The sequence below is a fragment of the Rubellimicrobium thermophilum DSM 16684 genome (genome assembly GCF_000442315.1).
GTDB lineage: Bacteria > Pseudomonadota > Alphaproteobacteria > Rhodobacterales > Rhodobacteraceae > Rubellimicrobium > Rubellimicrobium thermophilum.
Genome location: NZ_KE557322.1, coordinates 185244 through 205264, shown reverse-complemented (window position 1 = coordinate 205264; position 20021 = coordinate 185244). Strand labels below are relative to the sequence as shown.

Sequence of the window (20021 nt, the reverse complement as noted above, 5' to 3'; positions counted from 1 at the left end):
CCTGCAAGCTAGGCGCAAGGAGGCCGGGCTTCCAGGGGGTCGGGCCGCAGGCGGGACGGGATCGGCCCGAACCCCGGATTCCCCCGATCAGGCCCGCCGGGACGGGCCGGGGAGGGCGCCCTGTGCCCGTCGCGGCCGATCTCATCCCTCGCGCATCGCCCGCGCCAGCACGAGGACATGCACCGTCCCGGCCCCGGCCGCGCGTGCCGCGCATGCCGCCTCAGCCAGCGTCGCGCCGGTTGTCATCACATCGTCCACCAGGATCACCGGACGCCCCGCAAGGGCGCGGCCCCATCGCGGGTGCGGCGCGATCGCCCCTGCAAGGGCGGCGGCCCGCCCCTCGCGCCCCAGGGTTCCCAGCGAAGCCGTGCGGCGGCAGCGGATGAGCGCATCGGGGAGGACGGGCAGGCCCAGCCTGCGTCCCGCCGCCGCCGCGAGCAGCTGGGCCTGATTGTGGCGGCGCAGTGCGAGCCGCGTCCAATGCAGGGGAACCGGCACGAGCACGGCCTCCGCCCCATCCGCCCGGTCCTCGCCCAGAAGGGATCGGGCTGCCGCAGCCATCCAGGCCCCCATCGGGCGGGCCAGATCGGTCCGGTCGCCATGCTTGAGCGCGAGCACCAGGGCGCGCCCGGTCCCCCGATAGGGCAGGACCGCGCGCCCCCTGTCCCAGGGGCGGGGATGGCGCAGGCAGTCGTCGCAATGCGGCGCCACCGCCTCCGCATCCGCCTGGCCCGGCAGCGGCGCCCCGCAGGCATCGCAGACCAGTGCCCCCATGAGGAACCCCGCCTCGCGCCAGCAGGGGCCGCAGAGGGCGAATTCGCCCTCGGTCAGCTCACCGCAGGCCACGCAGGCGGGCGGATAGAGCAGGCGCCGCAGATGCGCGCCGACCCTGCGCCCGGCCGCCCCGGCAAGGGCGACAGCGGCTGCGGCGCGCCGCCACGGGCCGGACCGCCCGGATGCGCTTTCCAACATGGCTCGCCTCCCCTAGATGGGGGGCATGACACCCCCCCGCCTCACCGATCGTCCTGCCCTCCTCCGCCTGCGCGCCGGGGCCGATGCCCTCTTCCTGCGCGAACGGGTGGCCGACGAGACCGAGGATAGACTCAAGGAGGTTAACAGAAGGTTTACGGCCCCCGCGGTCGTCACGCCCTTTCCGCAGGTCTGGCGCGAGCGTCTGCCGGGCGCCCGCCTTGTGACGGATGATCCCCTGCTCGATCTCGAGGCCGGGGCCCATGACCTCGTGATCCATGATCTCTGCCTGCACTGGGCTGATGACCCGGTGGGCCAGATCGCCCAATGCGCCCGCGCGCTGCGGCCGGACGGGCTGTTCCTGGCCACGGTCTTCGGCGGAGAGACCCTCGCGCCGCTGCGTCGCGCCCTGGCCGAGGCCGAGGTCGAGGCGACAGGGGGGCTTTCGCCCCGCATCCTGCCGATGGCCGATATCCGCGCCTGGGGCGATCTGCCGGCCCGCGCCGGGCTGGTGATGCCCGTGGCCGACTGGCTGTCCTATGAGGTCAGCTATGACAGCCCCCTGGCCCTGATGCGGGACCTGCGCCGCATGGGCGAGGGCAATGCGTTGGCCGGGCGGCTGCGGCGTCCCACGCGGCGGGCCGTCCTGCTGGGCGCGGCCGCCCGCCACCCCCTCACGGCCGAAGGCCGTGCGATCGCGCGTTTCGAGGTGATCACCCTTGTCGCCTGGGCCCCCGCCCCCGGTCAGCCCAGACCGCTGCGCCCCGGTTCCGCCGTCCATCGCCTTGCCGATGCGATCGAGGCGGCACGCCAGACCGCCCGGGCGGCCGGGGCCGAGGCCCTGCCAGGAGTTTCTCAGCCATGAATGCCCCCTTCACCCTGTCCGAAGGTTCTGCGGTTCCCGCCCATGCTCCGGCCGGTCATCCCGCCCTGCCCCCGGCGCGCACGGGCGTGATCCTGGCCAATCTCGGCACGCCGGACGCCACCGATTACTGGTCAATGCGCCGCTATCTCAGCGAGTTCCTCTCCGATCGGCGGGTGATCGACTATCCGGCCTGGAAGTGGCAGCCGATCCTGCAGGGGATCATCCTGACGAAGCGTCCCTTCACCTCGGGCGCCAACTACCGCAAGATCTGGGACCGGGAGCGCAACGAAAGCCCGTTGCTGACGATCACCCGCGCCCAGACGGACGCCCTGCGCGAACGGCTTGTCGCGCGTTTCGGCGATGCCGTGCGGGTGGATTTCGCCATGCGCTATGGCAATCCCTCGACCCCTTCGGTCGTCCGCCGCCTGCTGCGCGAGGAGGGATGCCGCCGGCTGCTCTTCGTGCCGCTCTATCCGCAATATGCCGGCGCCACGACGGCCACCGCCTGCGACCAGTTCTTTCGCGCGCTGATGGCGGAGCCCTGGCAGCCCCCGGTGCGCACGGCCGAGCCCTATTTCGACGATCCCGCCTTCATCGCCGCGCTCGCGGCCTCGGTCCGGCGCGGCTGGGAGGAAGCCACAGCCGCCTTTGGCGGCGCCGAGCCCGAACGGCTGATCGTCAGCTATCACGGGATGCCCCTGCGCTATCTCACGCAAGGGGGGGATCCCTATCACTGCCAGTGTCGGAAGACCTCGCGCCTGCTGGGCGAGGCGCTGGGCTGGCCGGCAGAGCGGCTGGTCACCACCTTCCAGAGCCGTTTCGGCCGCGAGGAATGGCTCCGGCCCTATACTGCGGAGGAGGTCGCCCGGCTGGCCCGCGAAGAGGGGGTGAGGCGCATCGCGGTGGTCGCCCCGGCCTTTGCCGCCGATTGCGTGGAGACCCTGGAAGAGATCCGCGGCGAGGTGGCCGAAAGCTTCGAGGCCGCCGGCGGAGAGCATTTCCACTACATCCCCTGTCTCAACGACGATCCCGCCCATCTCGATGCCATCGAGGGGCTGGTGTTGCGCCATCTGGGAGGCTGGCTCTGAATGTTTCACGTGAAACACCGGATCTGCTGATCCTCGACTGTGACGGGGTGCTGATCGACAGCGAGACGATCTCGGCCGCGGTGCTGGTGGAGCTCGCCGCGGAGGCAGGGATCGCCTTCGATGCCGCCTATGTGCGCGAACATTTCCTCGGCCGCAGCTTCCCGACGGTGGCGCGCATCATCCGCGAGCAGTGGGGGCGCGATCTGCCCGACGGCTTCGAGGCCGCCTATCGCCAGCGCCTGCTGGCCCGCTTCGAGACCGAGCTGCGGCCGGTGCCGGGCGCGCCGGAGATGCTGGCCCGTCTGCAGGTGCCGGCCTGCATCGCGACATCCTCTTCCCCCCCCCGGGCGGCGCGGTCGCTCGCGATTGCCGGGATCGACCGCTTCGGCCTGCCTGTCTTCACCGCCTCCGAAGTCCCGCGGGGCAAGCCCGCCCCCGACCTGTTCCTGCATGCCGCCCGGCGCATGGGGGCGGATCCGGCGCGCTGTCTGGTGATCGAGGACAGCCTGCCGGGTCTGACCGCGGCGCGCGCTGCAGGGATGCAGGTCCTGCTGTTCGCCGGGGGCAGCCACATGGCGGCCCCCTGCCCCGCGCCCTCGCGGAGGTGATTGACGCTCCCCCCCCGACTGACGGCATTCCGATCTTGGGATGCGCTGCTGCGCGCCCATCCCGGCCTCGTCCGCTCTCCCGGATCGCCGAACCGCCCATGACCAGTCCGTGACCTGCCCGTGACACACCCGTGACCAGCCCGCGCATCGCCCGCCCCCCACACGACTCGACGACGCCGCCCGGGCCGGCTGGCTCTACTATGTCGCCGGCAACACCCAGGACGAGATCGCCCAGAAGATGGGGGTCTCGCGCCAGACGGTGCAGCGGCTGGTGGCGATGGCCGTCTCCGAGCGGCTGGTCAAGGTGCGGCTCGATCACCCGATCGGGCGCTGCATGGATCTGGCTGCGGCCCTCTCCGAACGCTGGGATCTGGCCGTGGCCGAGGTCGTGCCCTCCGACCCCGCCGCGCCGGACCTGCTGGCCGGCGTCGCCGCGGCCGCGGCCGGGCTGCTCGAGAAGGTGCTGCGCGCCGCCGAACCGAAGGTCATCGCGCTCGGCACCGGGCGGGCGCTGAAGGCGACGGTCGAGGCCCTCTCGCGCATGGACTGCCCGCAGCACCGCATCGTCTCGCGGCTGGGCAACATGATGGCGGACGGACAGGCCACGCCCTACAACGCCACCGTGCGCATGGCAGACCGGGTGGGCGCGCGCCACTATCCCTATCCGCTGCCGGTGCTCGCGCGCGATGCCGCCGAACGGGCGGTGCTGCATGCCCAGGGTTCGGTGCGCCACACGCTCGAACTCTGCGCACAGGCGGATCTGACGCTGGTCGGCATCGGGCAGATCGGGCCGGGGGCGCCGCTCGTGGTGGACGGCTTCATGTCCCCCGAGGAAGCCGAAGCCCTGCGGCAGGCCGGTGCCGCGGGCGAGATCACGGCCTGGGTCTATGACAGGAACGGCCGCGTCATGGAGTGCCCCTACAATGACCGCGTCGCCTCGGCCCCGCTGCCGGTCGCGCGCGATCCGTCCCGCCCCACCGTCGCCGTCGCCGTGGGCGAGGCCAAGGTGCAGGCGATCCGCGCCGCGCTGGACGGACGGCTGGTCAACGGCCTCGTCACCAGCGAGGCCACGGCCGAACGACTCCTGCGCGAGGCCTGAGCCATCCCGGCCGCGCAGGCCGGGCTCCTTGACATGAAACCGTCATGCTCCGAGGCTGAAGCCCGGAGGAGAGGGACGAATGCGCAAGGTCCTGGCTTCACTGAGCCTGCTTGCGGCGGCCCTGATTGCGCTGGCGCTTGCGACGGATGCGCGGGTTGCCCTGTGGCAGGCAGGCCCGTGGCAGGCGCTCCTGCTGGCCGCGGGGCTGGCGCTCGCCTGGCCCGATGCGCGGCGGCGCGCGCATCCCGCCCTGGCCCTGCCCGCACTCGCCATGCTGGCGCTTCTGCCCTTTGCGGTCCTGCTGCGGATGCACGGCTATGTCGATCTGGTCGCGGTGCGCTATCATCTCGAGGCCGGTATCACGCCCATGTCGCTTCAGGTGGCACGCAATCCCCTGATCGTCTCGCTCTGGGCGGCACTGAGCCTGCTTCTTGCGGTCCATGCGCTGGGGCGGCTCTGGGGGCGGCCGGGGGCTGTGGCGCTGGCCGCCGCGCTGGTGCTCGGGCTGGTCAATCCCGGCCTGCGCGCCGCCGCCACCGCCGCGGCCGTCGCACGCGATCCGCTCGACCTTGTCGCGCGCATCGCCGACCCGCCCCTGCCCGCCGCGCCGGCCGCCCCCGATGCCCCCCATGTCGTGCTGATCTATCTGGAGGGATTCGAGCGCGCCTTCGCCGACCGCAGCCGCTTCGGCGATGCCTATGCCCCTCTCGAGCGGCTGGGCGAGGGGGGGCTGGTGCTGACGGGAATCCGCCAGATCCAGGGCACGGGGTGGAGCGCGGCCGGCATGACCGCAACCCAGTGCGGCCTGCCGCTCGTGCCGCGAGGTGCGCTGTTCCACAACATGCTGATCGCCGAACCGGCGATCCTGCCCGGGCATCGCTGTCTGGGCGACCTGCTGGCCACACAGGGCTATGAGGGAACCTTCGTCGTCGGCGGCGAGGCGATCTTTGCCGGCATCTCGACCTTCTACAAGGGCCATGGGGGCGCCCGGATCGTGGAGCTGGCCGATCTGCTCGACACGATGACGCCCGAGGAAGCCGAGGCCGCCTTTCCCGGCTGGGTCGTGGACGATGCCGCCGTCTTCGACGCCGCGCGCGAAGAGTTCGCCCGCGGCGCCGCCACGGGACGGCCGCAGTTCCTTGTCGTCGAAACCTTCGGGCCGCACGGGCCGGACCATCTGGTCTCGCGGCCCTGCACGGCGGACGGACGGGCCGTGGTGGGCGATGATCCGGCCGCAGCCGCGGCCTGCCTGGCCCGTCTGACGGAGGACTTCGTCCGCGCCCTGCCCCCGCTGGCAGGGGGGCGGCCCCTGCTGGTGGCGCTCCTGTCGGATCACCTCAACCATGACCGCCGCCTGCGTCGCAACGAGGACGCCCGGCGCAACACGGCGATCCTGATCGCGCCCGGCCTCGAGCCGGGCACCCTCACGCGCGAGGGGGCGATGATCGACATCTATCCCACCCTGCTCGATCTGCTGGGCATGGGCCGCGCGGACGGGCGCGCGGGGCTGGGGGTCTCGCTGCTGCGCCAGGAACCGACGCTGGTGGAGGAGCTGGGGGCAGAGCGCCTCGATGACCGCATCCGCTACGACGCCGACCTGCGCCAGGCGATCTGGCGCGAGGCTCCGCCGCCATGAGGCTCTTGCTGCGGCGCAGCGTCGATGGGCGCTTGACAGAGGGGAAGCCTCTCGCCGATCATCTGCCCACCGACATGGCAAATGCCCGATCCGGGCAATGGGGGAGGAGACCCGATGACGTCCATGACCCGCGCCCTTCTGGGGGCGACGGCGCTTTGCGCCTGCGGCCTGGCCGCCGCCGCCCAGCAGACGACGATCACCATCGCCACGGTCAACAACGGCGACATGATCCGCATGCAGGGCCTGTCCGATGTCTTCACCGAGGCACATCCGGACATCGCCCTCGAATGGGTGACGCTTGAGGAGAACGTGCTGCGCCAGAATGTCACCACCGACATCGCGACGGGGGGCGGCCAGTACGACGTGATCACCATCGGCACCTACGAGGTGCCCATCTGGGGCCGTCAGGGCTGGCTGGTGCCGCTCGACGACCTGCCCGCCGATTATGACGTGGACGACCTGCTGCCGCCGATCCGCGCGGGCCTGAGCGTGGACGGCACGCTCTATGCCGTGCCCTTCTATGGCGAATCCTCCTTCGTGATGTATCGCACCGATCTCATGGAGGCCGCCGGCCTGCAGATGCCCGAAGCCCCGACCTGGGACTTCATCCGCGAGGCCGCCGCCGCCATGAACAACCCCGAGGCGGGCGTGCACGGCATCTGCCTGCGCGGCAAGCCCGGCTGGGGCGAGAACATGGCCTTCCTGACGGCCATGGCCAACAGCTTCGGCGCGCGCTGGTTCGACGAGAACTGGCAGCCCCAGTTCGACAGCGAAGCCTGGGCGAACACCATCAACTTCTATCTCGACCTGATGAACAACTACGGCCCGCCCGGCGCCTCCGCGAACGGCTTCAACGAGAATCTGACGCTGTTCCAGCAGGGCAAGTGCGGCATGTGGATCGACGCCACCGTGGCCGCCTCCTTCGTCACCGATCCGAACAACTCGACGGTGGCCGACAAGGTGGGCTTCGCGCTGGCCCCCGACAACGGGCTCGGCAAGCGGGGCAACTGGCTCTGGGCCTGGTCGCTTGCGATCCCCGCCTCCTCGGATGCGGTCGATGCCGCCAAGACCTTCATCGCCTGGGCGACATCGAAGGATTACACCGAGCTTGTGGCCGAGAGGGAAGGCTGGGCCAATGTGCCGCCGGGCACGCGGACCTCGCTCTACGAGAACCCGGCCTATCTCGAGGCGGCGCCCTTCGCGCAGATGACGCTGGATGCCATCAATTCGGCCGATCCGAATGCGCCGACGGTGGATCCGGTGCCCTATACCGGGGTCCAGTTCGTCGCGATCCCCGAATTCCAGGGCATCGGCACCTCGGTCGGTCAGGAGTTCGCCGCGGCGCTGGCCGGGCAGAAGACCGCCGAAGAGGCGCTCGCCGCGGCGCAGGAGATCGCCACGCGCGAGATGAGGGCCGCCGGCTACATCCAGTAAGCCCGCATCGGGCAAGCGGCCGATCCGGGGGCCCCGTGCCCCCGGATCCCCCATCGACGGGAGGACGGGATGGCAACGCAGGCTTCGAGAGCGGCAGCACGGGCGATGCTGTCGCCGGCGGTCGTTCTGCTGCTGATCTGGATGATCGTGCCGCTGGCGATGACGCTGTGGTTCTCCTTCCAGCGCTACAACCTGCTCTATCCCGACCGGGCGGGTTTCATCGGCTTCGGAAACTACATCAATTTCGTCGCCACCTCCGGCTTCTGGGAGGCGATCGTCAACACGCTGCTGCTGGTGGGGGGCGTGCTGGCCATCACGGTGATCGGCGGCATCCTCATCGCTCTGCTGATCGATCAGCCGATCTGGGGCCAGGGGCCGGTACGGATCCTGGTCATCTCGCCCTTCTTCATCATGCCGCCCGTCGCGGCGCTGATCTGGAAGAACATGTTCATGAACCCGTCGAACGGGCTGTTTGCCGAGGCCGCGCGCTTTCTCGGCCTGCCGCCCTTCGACTTTCTCGGGCAGGCCCCGCTCGCCTCGATCGTGCTGATCGTCGCCTGGCAGTGGCTGCCCTTCGCCACGCTGATCCTGCTGACCGCCCTGCAATCGCTCGACAGCGAGCGGATGGAGGCGGCCGAGATGGACGGAGCCGGCCCCTTCGCGCGGTTCTGGTTCATCGCCCTGCCCCATCTGGCCCGCGCCATCACGGTCGTCATCCTGATCCAGACGATCTTCCTGCTCGGCATCTTCGGCGAGATCCTCGTGACCACCAATGGCGGCCCGGGCAACGCCTCCACGACGCTGACCTATCTCGTCTACAAGGAGGCGCTTCTCGATTTCGATGCCGGAACCGCCGCGGCGGGAGGGGTCGTCGCCGTCATCCTGGCCAATATCGTCGCACTGTTCCTGATGCGCGCGATCGGCCGCAACCTGGACGCCTGAGACCCGGAGCGCATCATGGCCCGCGCCGTCCCCCCTGCCCGCAAGGCCCTCACCACCGCACTCGCCTGGGCGGTGGGACTCCTGCTGTTCTTTCCCATCCTCTGGACCGTCCTCACGAGCTTCAAGCCCGAGCCCGTGGCCGTGGCCTCGCCGCCGGTCTTCCTCGATTTCGACTGGACGCTCCGGAACTATCAGGATGTCCAGCGTCAGCGCGACTATTTCGACTATTTCCAGAATTCGGTGATCCTGTCGCTGGGCTCCACGATCCTCGCGCTGCTGATCGCGATCCCCGCCGCCTGGTCGATGGCCTTCGTGCCCGGCCGCCGGACGAAGGATCTGCTGATGTGGATGCTCTCCACCAAGATGATGCCGGCGGTGGGCGTCCTCGTGCCGATCTATCTCATCCTCAAATGGCTCGATGACATGATCACCCGGCGCACGGGAATCGATGTGGGTCTCGACAGCCATGTCGCGCTGCTCGTCATCCTCACCCTCATCAACCTGCCGATCGTCATCTGGATGCTCTACACCTATTTCCGGGAAATTCCGGGCGAGATCCTCGAGGCGGCGCGCATGGACGGCGCCACGCTCCGCGACGAGATCCTGTGGATCCTGACGCCGATGGCCCTGCCCGGCATCGCCTCCACCTTCCTGCTGAATGTCATCCTCGCCTGGAACGAGGCCTTCTGGACGATCAACCTGACGGTGACGGACGCCGCGCCCCTGTCGAAGTTCATCACCGGTTTCTCCAGCCCCCAGGGGCTGTTCTACGCCAAGCTTTCCGCCGCCTCGACGCTTGCGATTGCGCCGATCCTCGTGCTCGGCTGGTTCTCGCAGCGCCAGCTCGTGCGCGGCCTCACCTTCGGAGCAGTGAAATAGGATGGGACGCATCACGCTGGAGGGAGTGGCCAAGCGCTTCGGCGAGGCCGAGGTCATCCCGCCCCTCGATCTTGACATCCCCGACGGCAGCTTCTGCGTCTTCGTCGGTCCCTCGGGTTGCGGCAAGTCCACGCTTCTGCGCCTGATCGCCGGGCTCGAGGACACGAGCGCCGGGCGCATCCTGATCGACGGCCAGGACGCCACCCGCGTGCCGCCGGCAAAGCGCGGTCTGGCCATGGTTTTCCAGAGCTACGCGCTCTATCCGCATATGAGCGTGCGCGCCAACATCGCCTTTCCGCTGCGCATGGCCGGCATGGCGCGCGAGGAACGCGACCGGCGGGTGGAAGAGGCAGCCAGGGTGCTGAACCTCACCCCCTATCTCGACCGCCGGCCCGGCCAGCTCTCGGGCGGACAGCGCCAGCGTGTCGCCATCGGCCGTGCCATCGTCCGCGAGCCCAAGGCCTTTCTCTTCGACGAGCCGCTCTCGAACCTCGATGCCGCGCTGCGTGTGGGCATGCGGATCGAGATCACCGAACTGCACGAGCGACTGCGCACCACCATGATCTATGTCACCCATGATCAGGTGGAGGCCATGACGATGGCCGACCGCATCGTGGTGCTGAACGCGGGGAAGATCGAACAGGTGGGCAGCCCGCTCGAACTCTACCGCGAGCCGCGCAACCGCTTTGTCGCGGGATTCATCGGCAGCCCGCGGATGAACTTCATCGAAGGGGCCGAGGCCGCGCGCCATGGTGCCCATGCCATCGGCATCCGCCCCGAACATGTCACGCCACATCCCTCCTCCGGCGACTGGAAGGGCGTCGTGGGGGTGGCCGAACATCTGGGATCGGACACCTTCCTGCATGTCCATGACACCGGCCTGGCCGAAACGATCACCGTCCGGGCCGAAGGCGAGATCGGCCTCAATCCCGGCGATACGGTCTATCTGACGCCCCAGCCGGACCGCATCCATCGCTTTGCTGCAAACGGAGACAGATTGTGAGACGCCTCGAAGGCAAGGTCGCCCTGATCACCGGGGGCGCGCGCGGCATCGGACGGGCCTTTGCCGAGGCCTATGCGCGAGAGGGCGCCCGCGTCGCCGTGGCCGACATCGATGGCCCCGCCGCCGAAGCCACCGCCGCCGCGCTGGGGGGGGATCATATCGGCCTGCGCATGGACGTGACCGACCAGGCCAGCATCGATGCCGCCGTCGCGCGCGTGGACGACTGGGGTGGCGGCATCGACGTGCTGCTGAACAATGCCGCGGTCTTCGACCTGGCCCCCATCGTGGAGATCACGCGCGAGAGCTATGAGCGCGTCTTTGCCGTCAATGTCGCCGGCACGCTGTTCACGCTCCAGGCCGTCGCCCGGGTCATGATCGCCCGCGGCCGGGGAGGGCGCATCATCAACATGGCCTCCCAGGCAGGGCGCCGGGGCGAGGCGCTGGTGGCGGTCTATTGCGCCTCGAAGGCGGCCATCATCTCCATCACCCAGTCGGCGGGGCTCGATCTCATCAAGCATCGCATCAACGTCAACGGCATTTCGCCCGGCGTGGTGGACACCCCGATGTGGGACGAGGTGGACGCCCTCTTCGCCCGCTACGAGAACAAGCCCATCGGCCAGAAGAAGCGCGAGGTGGGGGCCGCCGTTCCCTATGGGCGCATGGGCCGACCGGAGGACCTGACTGGCATGGCCGTCTTCCTGGCCTCGGACGAGGCCGACTACATCGTCGCCCAGACCTTCAATGTCGATGGCGGCCAGTGGATGAGCTGAGATGGATCTGGGGCTGAGGGGAAAGCGGGCCGTTGTCACCGGCGCCAGCCGGGGAATCGGACAGGGCGTGGCGGCCGCCCTCGCACGGGAAGGGGCCGATGTCGTCATGGCCGCCCGCGGAGCAGAGGGGCTGGCCGCCGCCGCCGAAGAGATCGCTGCGCAGCATGGGGTGCGCACCCATCCCGTTCCCTGCGATCTGGGCACGGCCGCGGGCTGTGCCCGGCTGGCCGAGACCGTGGCCGAGCTGGGCGGGGCCGACATCCTCATCAACAATGCCGGGACCGGATCGAACGAGACGATCCGCGAGGCGCCGGACGACAAGTGGCAGGCCTACTGGGATCTGCATGTGATGGCCGCGGTGCGGCTGTCGCGCGCGCTCGCCCCGGGGATGCAGGCGCGGGGGGGCGGGGCCATCCTGCATGTCGCCTCGGTCTGCGCGACCCAGCCGCTGTGGTACGAACCCATCTACAACGTCACCAAGGCCGCGCTCGTGATGCTGTCCAAATGCATGGCGGCCGAATTCATCCCGCTCGGCATCCGCGTCAATGCGGTCTCGCCCGGCCTGATCCTGACACCGGACTGGATCAGGACGGCCAGGGATCTGGCGCCGGACGGCGACTGGCAGGGCTATCTCCGGCGCGTCGCCGAGGAGCATGCGACCATCCGGCGCTTCGGCACCGTCGAGGAACTCGCCGATTTCATGGTCTTTCTCGTCTCGCCCCGCTGTGCCTATGCCTCGGGCTCGAACTTCGCCTATGACGGCGGGATGCTGCGCACGATCTGAAGGGAGAACGAACCCATGCCCGTCCCGCTCACGCGCGAGGCCCTCGGCCATCTGCCCGCCGGGGTCGAGGGGCCGCGCTTCGCCCCCGCCGATCTTTCGCCCGGCATCCTGCATGTGGGTGTGGGCAATTTCCACCGCGCCCATATGCAGGTCTATCTCCAGCGACTGTTCGACCGCGGCCTGTCGCGCGACTGGGGCGTGGTCGGCGCCGGCGTGCGCCCCGCCGATGCCGCCATGCGCGAGCGGCTCTGCGCACAGGACCATCTGTTCACGGTGGTCGAGCTCGACCCCACGGGACTGACCGCGCGGGTTGTCGGCGCCATGACCGGCTTCGCCCCCGTCGAGCCCGCCGCCACGATCGCCGCCATGGCCGATCCGCGCATCCGCATCGTCTCGCTCACGGTGACCGAAGGCGGCTGGTTCGTCGATGCGCGGACGGATGGCTTCGACGCCGATCACCCCGATATCCGCGCCGATGCCGCCGCGCCGGAGACCCCCCGCACCGCCTTCGGGATGATCCTGGCCGCCCTGCGGGCACGCCGGACCGCCGGCCATGCGCCCTTCACGGTCTTGTCCTGCGACAACCTGCCCCATAACGGCGCCGTCGCCCGCCGCACCGTTGCGGGCCTCGCGCGGCTGCAGGATCCGGCCTTCGCCGACTGGGTGGAGGCCGAGGTGGCCTTCCCCAACTCGATGGTGGACTGCATCACCCCCGCCACCACGGATCGCGAACGCGCGCTGGTCGCCGACCGCTTCGGCCTGATCGATGCCGTGCCCGTCGCCTGCGAACCCTTCCGTCAATGGGTGCTCGAGGATGTCTTTCCCCAGGGGCGCCCCGCGCTCGAGGCGGCCGGGGCCGAATTCGTGGCCGATGTCGCCCCCTACGAGCTGATGAAGCTGCGCATCCTCAATGGCGGACATGCGGCCATCGCCTATCCGGCGGCGCTGCTCGGCCATCATTTCGTCCATGACGCGATGGCCGATCCGCGGATCGCCGCCTGGCTCGAGGCGCTCACCACGCGCGAGATCCAGCCCACCCTCGCCCCCATCCCCGGCGTCAGCTACGATGACTATCGTCGGCTGATCCGCGACCGTTTCGCCAATCCGGAGGTCGGCGACACGATTCCCCGCCTCGCGCTCGACGGCTCCAACCGCCAGCCGAAATTCATCCTGCCCACGATCCGCGATGCGCTGGCGCAGGGGCGGCCCGTCGAGGGCCTCGCGCTCGAGGTGGCGCTGTGGTGCCGCTACTGCGCCGGCACCGACGAGGCCGGTCGCACCATTCCGCCCAATGACGAATCCTGGGAAACCTTGCGTTCCCGGGCGCTGGCCGCCAGAGAGGATCCCGGCGCCTTCTTGTCGCAGGCGCGCATCTTCGGGGATCTGGGGGCCGATCCGCGCTTTGCCGCCGCCTTCGGCGAGAAGCTCCGCTCGCTGTGGTCGCGCGGGGTTGCGGCGACCCTCGCCGATTATGTGGGGGGCTGATGGAGGAAGGACAGGGGCGGTTCGTCATCATGGGGGTGTCGGCCGCCGGAAAGACGCGGATCGGGCAGGCGCTGGCTGCGGCGATCGGGGCCCGCTTCATCGAGGGGGATGATCTCCATCCGCCTGCGAACCGCGCGAAGATGGCATCGGGCGTGGCCCTCACGGACGAGGACCGCTGGCCCTGGCTCGATCGCGTGGGGGCTGCGCTGGCCGGGGAAAGGCCGCCGGTGGTCGCCGCCTGCTCGGCCTTGCGCCGCATCTACCGCGACCGGCTGCGCCGGGCGGCGCCGGACACGGTGTTCCTCCATCTGGCGGCGGACCGGACCCGCCTTGCCGAACGCATCGCCGCGCGGCAGGGCCACTTCATGCCGCCTTCGCTGCTCGACAGCCAGATCGCCACGCTCGAGCCGCTGGATGCCGGAGAGCGGGGGCTGACCGTGGATGCCGAGGCCCCGCCAGAGGCGGTGATCGCGGCGCTGCGGGCCGGCATTGCGCGGCTCTGAAACCCGCGGCCGGCCGGGGATGCGCGGGGCGTCTCAGGGCAGGCGGTCAGGCAGTTGCGGCGCGGTCGCGCGGCCGAGCAGCTCTTCCCAGAAGGGGCCGCGGCGGGCCTCGAACCACGCGCGGGCCTTCTTCCAGTCTTCTTCCGTCGCGGGGCGGAAGCCATGGGCAAGGATCGAGTGATTGCGCTGCCGCTGCCACTCGGGCGTCGCAAAGCCCCGATCGTCGCACGGCCAGACTTTGGCCAGCACATCGCCCGGGTCGAGCTGCCGAAGCAGCAGAAGCGCGCGATAAAGCGGCAGCGCCACCGTCTCGGCCCCGGTCTTCGGGTCGCGGCGGAGGGAACAGCCTGCGGCGATGTCCTCGGGCACCATCCCGCGCGGCACGGCACCGGTATCGGCGATGCGGTGAAGCCGGTTCAGCCGCGCCTGCACGCCGGCTTCGGCCAGGCGGTAGAGGCGCGCGATGGCATCGTCATAGAGCCCGAGCTCCGCGCGGCGTTGGGCATTCAGCCACAGATCCTCGCACAGCGCCGGGCCGGGGCCGGTCTTCACCTCTTCCGCAAGCGCCCGCAGGCGGGGGCCGACGCCCTCATTCTCCAGCGCCTGGGCCCAGGGCGCCTTCCGCGCGAGCCCGTGTGCGAGCGTCCTTGCCGCCTCGGCAAAGGCGAAGCGGTCCCAGCCCTCGAGCACTGCAAGCCAGTCGCGCCAGGTCTGCTGCCGCTGGCGCCAGCTTGCGGGTGGCTCCGCCCCCCCGGACGGCACCGCCCCGAACAGCCGCCCGATCTCGTCGACGATGCCGAGGGCGGCGCCATAGGCCCGCCGGCCCGCCTGCGCGCGGGCCAGCGCGAAGAGGTTGGCCGCGCCCAGCAGATGGCGGGGCATCTCGGTGATGTGCTCGCTGCCCGCCCGCACCTGCACGAGATCGGGGCGCTGACCGGAGACGAATTCCAGCCGCACGCCGTCATAGGCCGCCCCCGCCAGCACCAGCGCCGCGGTCATCGTCTTGGTGCCGCCGGTGTAGTTGACGGTGACCGCCCGGCCCTGCCCCACCTCCCGGGCCAGACAGCCATCGACCAGCGCCAGCGCCCGGTCCAGATCGTCGGGCGGCACCGCCACGATGCCGACATCCCGGGGGCATTCGGGCAGATGGCGCAGGCCCGGGCCGCGCGTGCCTTTCTCTTTATTGTAGACGATTTCCGCGTCCTCGACCTGCCCACGCGACGAGGCGCCGCCCCCGGTCGCCTCGGAGACGACGAAGACCACCCGCGCCCAGGGGCGCGAAGCGATCGAGTGCCGCAGGGGTTCGGGGCTGCCGCCGACCGAGAGGATCAGCGTGCCGGCCCTTTCGGGGATGTTGCTCATGCCGGGCCCTCGATGTCCTTGATCTTCACGGTTTCAACGTCACCATCAAAGCTGACCTGCACCTCTTCATTGGGGCGCATCGCTTCGGTGACGGTTTCGAGCAGTTCGGCCACCTCGCCGCCCACGCGCACCTTCTGGCCCCGGGCATAGCGGATCTGCTGCCCCAGCGCCGTCTGCGCGCGGGGGATCGGCGGGGGTGGCGCCGCGGCCTCCGCCTGCCGGTGCCGCCGCGAGGCGGGCGGCGGGCGGCGGCAGCCACGCCTTCGGTTGCTTGTGCTCCCAGGCCTGTTGCCGGATCAGAAGCGCCCAGCCGAAGGGCAGCGGATGGCCCGCCAGGTTCACCACATGGCGCGCGCTGCCCTCGGCCGCGAAGCGGTCTGCGCCCCGCGCCTGCGGCCGTTCGATGCGGCGCAGACCGGCCAGGGACTTGGCCTCGGCATGCGTGGCCCAGCCGAGGCGGATCAGCGCCGCCTCGGGCGCTGCGCCCCCCCGCGCGAAGCCCGCGAAGAGCCGCAGCGCCTGCCGCAACCTCTCGCCCGGGGGGCCCGCGAAGAACTTCTCCTCCACCTCGCGCCGCCACAGCGGCGCGTGATGCGCCTCGAGCGCGGCCAGCAGCGCCTCGATGTCCCCGGGCAGCCGGTCGGGCTGCGGGCGCCTGTCGGGCGCGAGACTCTCGCCCGCGCGGGCGAAGGCCGCATCGCGCAGGCCGATCCGCAGGGCGATGACAGGCGGCGCGCCGCCATCGGCGACCGACCGCATCCGTTCGCGGTGCATCTGGCCGACCGAGCCAAACCCGTAGCCCCCCGCTTCGCCTTGGCGCTTCCATGTGGCAACAGGGTCGATCCGGGTCGCGCCCTCGGGCAGCGGCGCATCGGCCACGGCCACATCGCGGAAGGGGTCGGTGTCCTGCGCGCGGTTGCCCGGGTCGAGGGCGAAGAGCTCGCTCTCGAGGGCCTTCCAGGATTTGGGTTGCGGTTTCGTCCTCCGGACCATATCGGCCGCCCAGGCGGTGCGCAGCGCGCCCTTGAGGCTGGATCCCGGCAGCACCGGCTGCCCGCCCGCGCGGAAGAAGGCGTCGATCCGGTTGCGGCGGTCCCGCCCCTCGCCGGCCAGATCGGTCTCGCGCGCGCTGGCGTCCGAGATCGGGATGCGCTCGATCACCTCGGCCGGTGTAGCCTTGGCCTGCAGGCTGCGCACGGCCTGCACCACCCCGCCGCTGTCCCGCGCCCCTGCCATCGCGGCGATCCAGGCCGCGCGCTCGGCCTCGGGCAGGCGGGCCAGCACGCGGCGGATGTCGAGCCGCTCGGCATGGCCGTCCCTGAGGCTGTAGTCCTGCGGCAGAAGCTGCGCCTCCTCGCCCCCGCCGATGTGCAGGGGGGTGAGGGGCACGAGGACCAGATGATGGGAGACGAACTGCGCCCCGCTCATGCCGCCTCCGCAAAGGGAATGGCGAGGTGAAGGGCATTGACTACCACCTCGGGCCGCGCGGGATGGACGCCGGACAGGAGCCGCCCCCAGGGGCCGGGGCCTGCGGGGGTGAAGGTCGCCCCGGGGCGGGTGAGCAGCACGGGCCGCTTGAAGGGCGACACGCCGGCCAGCGACAACTGCGGCCCGAGCCGCCCGGCCAGCGGTTCGGCCCGCCACAGCGCATCGCCCATCGTTCCGGGGTCGATCACCCCGCGCGACAAGCTCAGCCGCCGCGGGCCGGGATGGTTGCCGAGTTCCGCATCCTCCGCGGCGGCCACCACCTGCCAGAGCCCGCGGCCAAGGCTCGCCCCCCGCCCGTAGCCCTGCGCGCCCAGCATCCCGACAAGCGCGCGCACGTGGTCCAAGGGCTCGGCGGTTTCCACATACAGGTCGATGTCGCGCCGGTCGGGGTCGGCAAAGCGCCAGTCCTCGGTCAGGCGGAAGAGGCCGCCCTCCTCGATCGTACCCTGGCCCAGCCGGTTGACATGGTTGCGCGTGATGCGGTGGGGCCTTGCCTGGTCGGCAGCCAGGTCGTCGTCCGCCAGCGCGGCCTCGGCCCAGGCGTCGCGCCGCTTCAGGAAGGTCTCGCGCCGCACGAGGCCCTTCGACTTGCGCGCCTTGTGGGTCTCCATCGCCGCCGCGTCCTCGCGCCCGGCCGGCCGCGGGGCGACCAGCGGGCGAGGCAGGAAGCCCGCGGGAAGGCCGTCGGAGATCCGCCAGAGCCGCGCGGGGTCCGCGAGCCAGTCGGTGACCGCCTGCGATCCCTCGGCCTCGGCGCGCAGCACGCAGATCTGCCCGAAGAGCGTGGGGCCGATCGGCGGCGTGCCGAGCGGCGCAGACAGGCGCAAGGTGAGGCGGTAGAGCGCCACGGGCCTACTCCCCGCCGCAGGCCTGCCGGACGGCCTTCAGGATCTCTTCATCGGGGCGGGCCTTGTCGAAGCGCGCCGCGGTGCGGGTGTTGTCGCCGATCGTCACCGTTCCGGCGGGCCCCTCGAGCGTGAGGCTGCCGAAGCTCACCCGCCCGTAGCCGCGCGAGCCGTGCCCGCCGAGCGCATCCTGCTCGATCAGCCCGAGGCCCTGGATCGCCCAGGCGAGGCATTCGCGGTCGCGCCTGCCGCCGTCGCCCGCCACCGAATAGAGCCGGAAGACCGCGTCGAAGCCGAATTCGGCGCCGGGGGGCACGCGCTCGAACTGCCGCGGCCCGACATTGTCGAGCGCCTTGCCGGCGATGCGGTCGATGACGACCTCGGTCTTGACCTCGGTCAGCTCGCGCCCGGCCTCGAGCTGGGCCTGCCGCCAGTCCGGCTTCAGATGCGCATCGCGCACAAGAAGCCGCGTGGGACCTCCGCCCCAGGCCTCGCGCTTGGCATTGGTGCCGAAGATGCGCAGCACGGGATCGGCCGCATCGCGGCAGTCCTCCTCCTTCCAGCCCCAGGCGTGACCGTCGTGGCGCACCGTGCCGAAGGCCCATTCCATCAGGAACCGCATCCGCCCCTTGATCGACGATCCGGGGATGTAGGGATCGCCCGCCGGGGTCTTGACCACAGGCGCATCGATCCCGCCGATCTCGACCGCATCCTTGCCTGCCCCGATATGCAGGCCGGTGATCACCCGGATCGTGCCGCTCAGGCGGGCCAGCCCGAGGAATGCGTCCACCGTCCGTTCCATCGTCTCTGCCATGGCCTATCTCCGTCCCTGCCCGCCGGCCGCCGCCTGCCTCGGCGGATTCTGCCCTTCGAAGACCTTGTGCCAGGCCACCACCGCCTCGAAATGCCGGGCGAAGGCGCGGAACTCGGCCACCGTCTTCACCTTCGCGGCATGGTGGGCCGCAAATTCGGCCAGGGGCTTGCGCGTGCTGTCCCGCGCCGCGGCATAGGCCGCGCCCGCCTTGAAGAGCGCCATCGCCACCTGCACCTCGGCATCGGAGACCTTCCAGCCCTGAAGCTCGAAGCGGCGGCGGTCGGCCATCACCTGACCGAAGAAGCGGCGGATCTGCGCAGATCTGATGCCCGACCAGGCCCGCGCCTCCGCCTGCGCCTCGTCATCGAAAAGCGCGGGCCGCGGGGTCTTGCCGTCGTCGGTGAAGTAGCGATCGGGTCTGGCCATCGGCACATCTCAGCGGTTGCGGTAGAGGGCATGGGTCAGGGCCAGCCGCGCGCCGGGCCGCGGCGGGCCGTTCACCCGCCAGTCGGGGCCGAGGCCGAAAAGGTCGCGGATGGCCTCGGCCACCTCCCCGGGCAGGGGCCTGCCCGCGGCGGTGCGCTGGCGGGCGACGTGATAGGCAAGCTTGCCGCGCCAGCCGAAATCGGGCCCCCGGCCCTGCCCGGCGGCGACGCGCCGCCGCGCCTCCTCGAGCGCGAGCAGGCGATGGAGCGCGCCTGTCGCCAGCGTGCCGTCGCGCAGCCAGGCATTGAAGCGTTCGGCCGCCTCGAGCGCGGCGGCGAAATCCTCCCAGGTCATCGACCTCGGTTCCACCGCCGAGACGCGGTTGCGGCCGTCGTCCTTGGCCCGTTCGAGGCGCGCCTCGGCCTCGGCTGCGGCGATCGACACCGGCAGATGCGGCGGGAAGAGCGCGATGCCGAGCGAGAAGGTGACATCCGGGTTGTCGCCCGTGAAGGCCGCGAAATCCTCCCGCAGATGACGCGCGAAGGCCAGGCCCTGCCGCCAGGGCAGGATCAGCACGAAATCGTCGCCCCCGGCATAGAGCGTGTAGCTCTGCGGGGCGTGGCGCTCGAGCAGATGCGGCAGGCGCAGGGTGAAGTAGAGGTCCATCAGCCGCGACAGCGCCATCCGGCGGGCGAGGTCGAAGCGCCCCAGCCCGCGGGCGAAGATCTGCCCCAGCCGGTCCACATCGCCCTTGAGCAGCGCCAGCAGCGGCCGGCCGCGCACCCGCCCCCCCTCCTCCTCGAGCGCCTCGAGCGCGAGGCATTCGAAGGTCTCGATCTCGCCTGTGGCGATGGCCTCGGGCGTGGTCAGCGTCATGCCGGCGGCGCGAGCCAGGGCCTCATAGCGGCGGCGCGGGTCCTCTCCGGCAAAGCGCGCCACCCAGGGCGGACCGGGGCGCAGGGCAGGCGGGCCCGCGCCCCCCGGCGGAGCCGACAGCCAGCGCCAGCCGCGGGCGGGCCCC

General features: G+C 71.0%; 19 protein-coding genes and 1 pseudogene. 13 read left to right on the top strand and 7 right to left on the bottom strand.

The features are described 5' to 3' along the window. Positions 1–141: 141 nt before the first annotated feature. Complete coding sequence (locus tag RUTHE_RS10555; RefSeq protein ID WP_021098399.1) at positions 142–972, bottom strand: ComF family protein; 831 nt, start codon at positions 970–972, stop codon at positions 142–144. Between the two features lie 25 nt (positions 973–997). Between RUTHE_RS10555 and RUTHE_RS10550 the strand changes: the two genes are divergently transcribed. The 13 genes and pseudogenes from RUTHE_RS10550 to RUTHE_RS10490 all read left to right on the top strand — a co-directional run bounded on the left by RUTHE_RS10550 (position 998) and on the right by RUTHE_RS10490 (position 14065). After that, a complete protein-coding gene (locus RUTHE_RS10550) occupies positions 998–1834 on the top strand; it encodes a class I SAM-dependent methyltransferase (RefSeq protein ID WP_051150459.1) in 837 nt (278 codons plus the stop codon). After that, positions 1831–2922: a ferrochelatase gene (hemH, locus tag RUTHE_RS10545; protein WP_021098397.1), complete on the top strand. Its 1092-nt coding sequence runs from the start codon at positions 1831–1833 to the stop codon at positions 2920–2922. The genes RUTHE_RS10550 and hemH overlap by 4 nt, the downstream gene beginning before the upstream one ends. Then, a complete protein-coding gene (locus RUTHE_RS10540) occupies positions 2913–3530 on the top strand; it encodes an HAD family hydrolase (protein WP_342662243.1) in 618 nt (205 codons plus the stop codon). Before hemH ends, RUTHE_RS10540 begins: the two co-directional genes overlap by 10 nt. Before the next feature lie 133 nt (positions 3531–3663). Then, positions 3664–4629, top strand: a pseudogene (locus tag RUTHE_RS10535) (sugar-binding transcriptional regulator); the annotation flags it as partial. A gap of 79 nt (positions 4630–4708) precedes the next feature. Continuing rightward, a complete protein-coding gene (locus RUTHE_RS10530; RefSeq protein ID WP_021098394.1) occupies positions 4709–6265 on the top strand; it encodes a sulfatase-like hydrolase/transferase in 1557 nt (518 codons plus the stop codon). 114 nt (positions 6266–6379) lie between these two features. Continuing rightward, the gene (locus RUTHE_RS10525) at positions 6380–7699 is read left to right on the top strand and encodes an ABC transporter substrate-binding protein (RefSeq protein WP_021098393.1); all 1320 of its coding nucleotides are present in this window, start codon (positions 6380–6382) and stop codon (positions 7697–7699) included. 69 nt (positions 7700–7768) lie between these two features. Next, entirely contained in the window at positions 7769–8641 is an 873-nt protein-coding gene (locus RUTHE_RS10520) for a carbohydrate ABC transporter permease (protein ID WP_021098392.1), read from the top strand. A gap of 15 nt (positions 8642–8656) precedes the next feature. Continuing rightward, entirely contained in the window at positions 8657–9520 is an 864-nt protein-coding gene (locus tag RUTHE_RS10515; protein WP_021098391.1) for a carbohydrate ABC transporter permease, read from the top strand. 1 nt (position 9521) lies between these two features. Continuing rightward, positions 9522–10523, top strand: coding sequence for an ABC transporter ATP-binding protein (locus RUTHE_RS10510; RefSeq protein ID WP_021098390.1), 1002 nt, complete (start codon positions 9522–9524; stop codon positions 10521–10523). Continuing rightward, positions 10520–11293 (top strand): L-iditol 2-dehydrogenase, encoded by a 774-nt coding sequence (locus tag RUTHE_RS10505; RefSeq protein WP_021098389.1) that lies wholly within the window; start codon positions 10520–10522, stop codon positions 11291–11293. The genes RUTHE_RS10510 and RUTHE_RS10505 overlap by 4 nt, the downstream gene beginning before the upstream one ends. 1 nt (position 11294) lies before the next feature. Next, complete coding sequence (locus RUTHE_RS10500; RefSeq protein WP_021098388.1) at positions 11295–12077, top strand: SDR family NAD(P)-dependent oxidoreductase; 783 nt, start codon at positions 11295–11297, stop codon at positions 12075–12077. A gap of 15 nt (positions 12078–12092) precedes the next feature. Continuing rightward, complete coding sequence (locus tag RUTHE_RS10495; RefSeq protein ID WP_021098387.1) at positions 12093–13562, top strand: mannitol dehydrogenase family protein; 1470 nt, start codon at positions 12093–12095, stop codon at positions 13560–13562. Beyond that, positions 13562–14065, top strand: a complete 504-nt coding sequence (locus RUTHE_RS10490) for a gluconokinase (protein ID WP_021098386.1) — start codon at positions 13562–13564, stop codon at positions 14063–14065. Before RUTHE_RS10495 ends, RUTHE_RS10490 begins: the two co-directional genes overlap by 1 nt. A gap of 33 nt (positions 14066–14098) precedes the next feature. On the opposite strand, the gene RUTHE_RS10485 is transcribed toward RUTHE_RS10490, so the two are convergent. The 6 genes from RUTHE_RS10485 to cas10 form a co-directional block, all read right to left on the bottom strand. Continuing rightward, positions 14099–15427 (bottom strand): TIGR02710 family CRISPR-associated CARF protein, encoded by a 1329-nt coding sequence (locus RUTHE_RS10485; protein WP_021098385.1) that lies wholly within the window; start codon positions 15425–15427, stop codon positions 14099–14101. Between the two features lie 66 nt (positions 15428–15493). Next, on the bottom strand, positions 15494–16855 hold the full coding sequence (csm5, locus tag RUTHE_RS10480) for a type III-A CRISPR-associated RAMP protein Csm5 (RefSeq protein WP_021098383.1): 1362 nt from the start codon (positions 16853–16855) through the stop codon (positions 15494–15496). Next, positions 16852–17763 carry a hypothetical protein gene (locus RUTHE_RS10475; RefSeq protein WP_021098382.1) on the bottom strand — a complete coding sequence of 304 codons (912 nt, stop codon included), beginning with the start codon at positions 17761–17763 and terminating at the stop codon, positions 16852–16854. Before RUTHE_RS10475 ends, csm5 begins: the two co-directional genes overlap by 4 nt. A gap of 4 nt (positions 17764–17767) precedes the next feature. Then, positions 17768–18574: a type III-A CRISPR-associated RAMP protein Csm3 gene (gene csm3, locus RUTHE_RS10470; protein ID WP_021098381.1), complete on the bottom strand. Its 807-nt coding sequence runs from the start codon at positions 18572–18574 to the stop codon at positions 17768–17770. Between the two features lie 3 nt (positions 18575–18577). Continuing rightward, complete coding sequence (gene csm2, locus RUTHE_RS10465) at positions 18578–19000, bottom strand: type III-A CRISPR-associated protein Csm2 (protein WP_021098380.1); 423 nt, start codon at positions 18998–19000, stop codon at positions 18578–18580. A 9-nt stretch (positions 19001–19009) separates the two neighbouring features. Next, on the bottom strand, positions 19010–20021 hold a 1012-nt coding region (gene cas10 / locus RUTHE_RS10460), incomplete at its 5' end, for a type III-A CRISPR-associated protein Cas10/Csm1 (RefSeq protein ID WP_021098379.1).

Excerpts from the sequence above, each read along its gene's own strand:
- RUTHE_RS10510 (WP_021098390.1), top strand. The coding sequence starts at position 9,522 with ATGGGACGCATCACGCTGGAGGGAGTGGCCAAGCGCTTCGGCGAGGCC.
- csm5 (WP_021098383.1), bottom strand. The coding sequence starts at position 16,855 with ATGAGCGGGGCGCAGTTCGTCTCCCATCATCTGGTCCTCGTGCCCCTC.
- RUTHE_RS10490 (WP_021098386.1), top strand. The coding sequence starts at position 13,562 with ATGGAGGAAGGACAGGGGCGGTTCGTCATCATGGGGGTGTCGGCCGCC.
- RUTHE_RS10550 (WP_051150459.1), top strand. The coding sequence starts at position 998 with ATGACACCCCCCCGCCTCACCGATCGTCCTGCCCTCCTCCGCCTGCGC.
- csm2 (WP_021098380.1), bottom strand. The coding sequence starts at position 19,000 with ATGGCCAGACCCGATCGCTACTTCACCGACGACGGCAAGACCCCGCGG.
- RUTHE_RS10525 (WP_021098393.1), top strand. The coding sequence starts at position 6,380 with ATGACGTCCATGACCCGCGCCCTTCTGGGGGCGACGGCGCTTTGCGCC.
- csm3 (WP_021098381.1), bottom strand. The coding sequence starts at position 18,574 with ATGGCAGAGACGATGGAACGGACGGTGGACGCATTCCTCGGGCTGGCC.
- RUTHE_RS10555 (WP_021098399.1), bottom strand. The coding sequence starts at position 972 with ATGTTGGAAAGCGCATCCGGGCGGTCCGGCCCGTGGCGGCGCGCCGCA.
- RUTHE_RS10485 (WP_021098385.1), bottom strand. The coding sequence starts at position 15,427 with ATGAGCAACATCCCCGAAAGGGCCGGCACGCTGATCCTCTCGGTCGGC.
- RUTHE_RS10530 (WP_021098394.1), top strand. The coding sequence starts at position 4,709 with ATGCGCAAGGTCCTGGCTTCACTGAGCCTGCTTGCGGCGGCCCTGATT.
- hemH (WP_021098397.1), top strand. The coding sequence starts at position 1,831 with ATGAATGCCCCCTTCACCCTGTCCGAAGGTTCTGCGGTTCCCGCCCAT.
- RUTHE_RS10500 (WP_021098388.1), top strand. The coding sequence starts at position 11,295 with ATGGATCTGGGGCTGAGGGGAAAGCGGGCCGTTGTCACCGGCGCCAGC.
- RUTHE_RS10520 (WP_021098392.1), top strand. The coding sequence starts at position 7,769 with ATGGCAACGCAGGCTTCGAGAGCGGCAGCACGGGCGATGCTGTCGCCG.
- RUTHE_RS10495 (WP_021098387.1), top strand. The coding sequence starts at position 12,093 with ATGCCCGTCCCGCTCACGCGCGAGGCCCTCGGCCATCTGCCCGCCGGG.
- RUTHE_RS10515 (WP_021098391.1), top strand. The coding sequence starts at position 8,657 with ATGGCCCGCGCCGTCCCCCCTGCCCGCAAGGCCCTCACCACCGCACTC.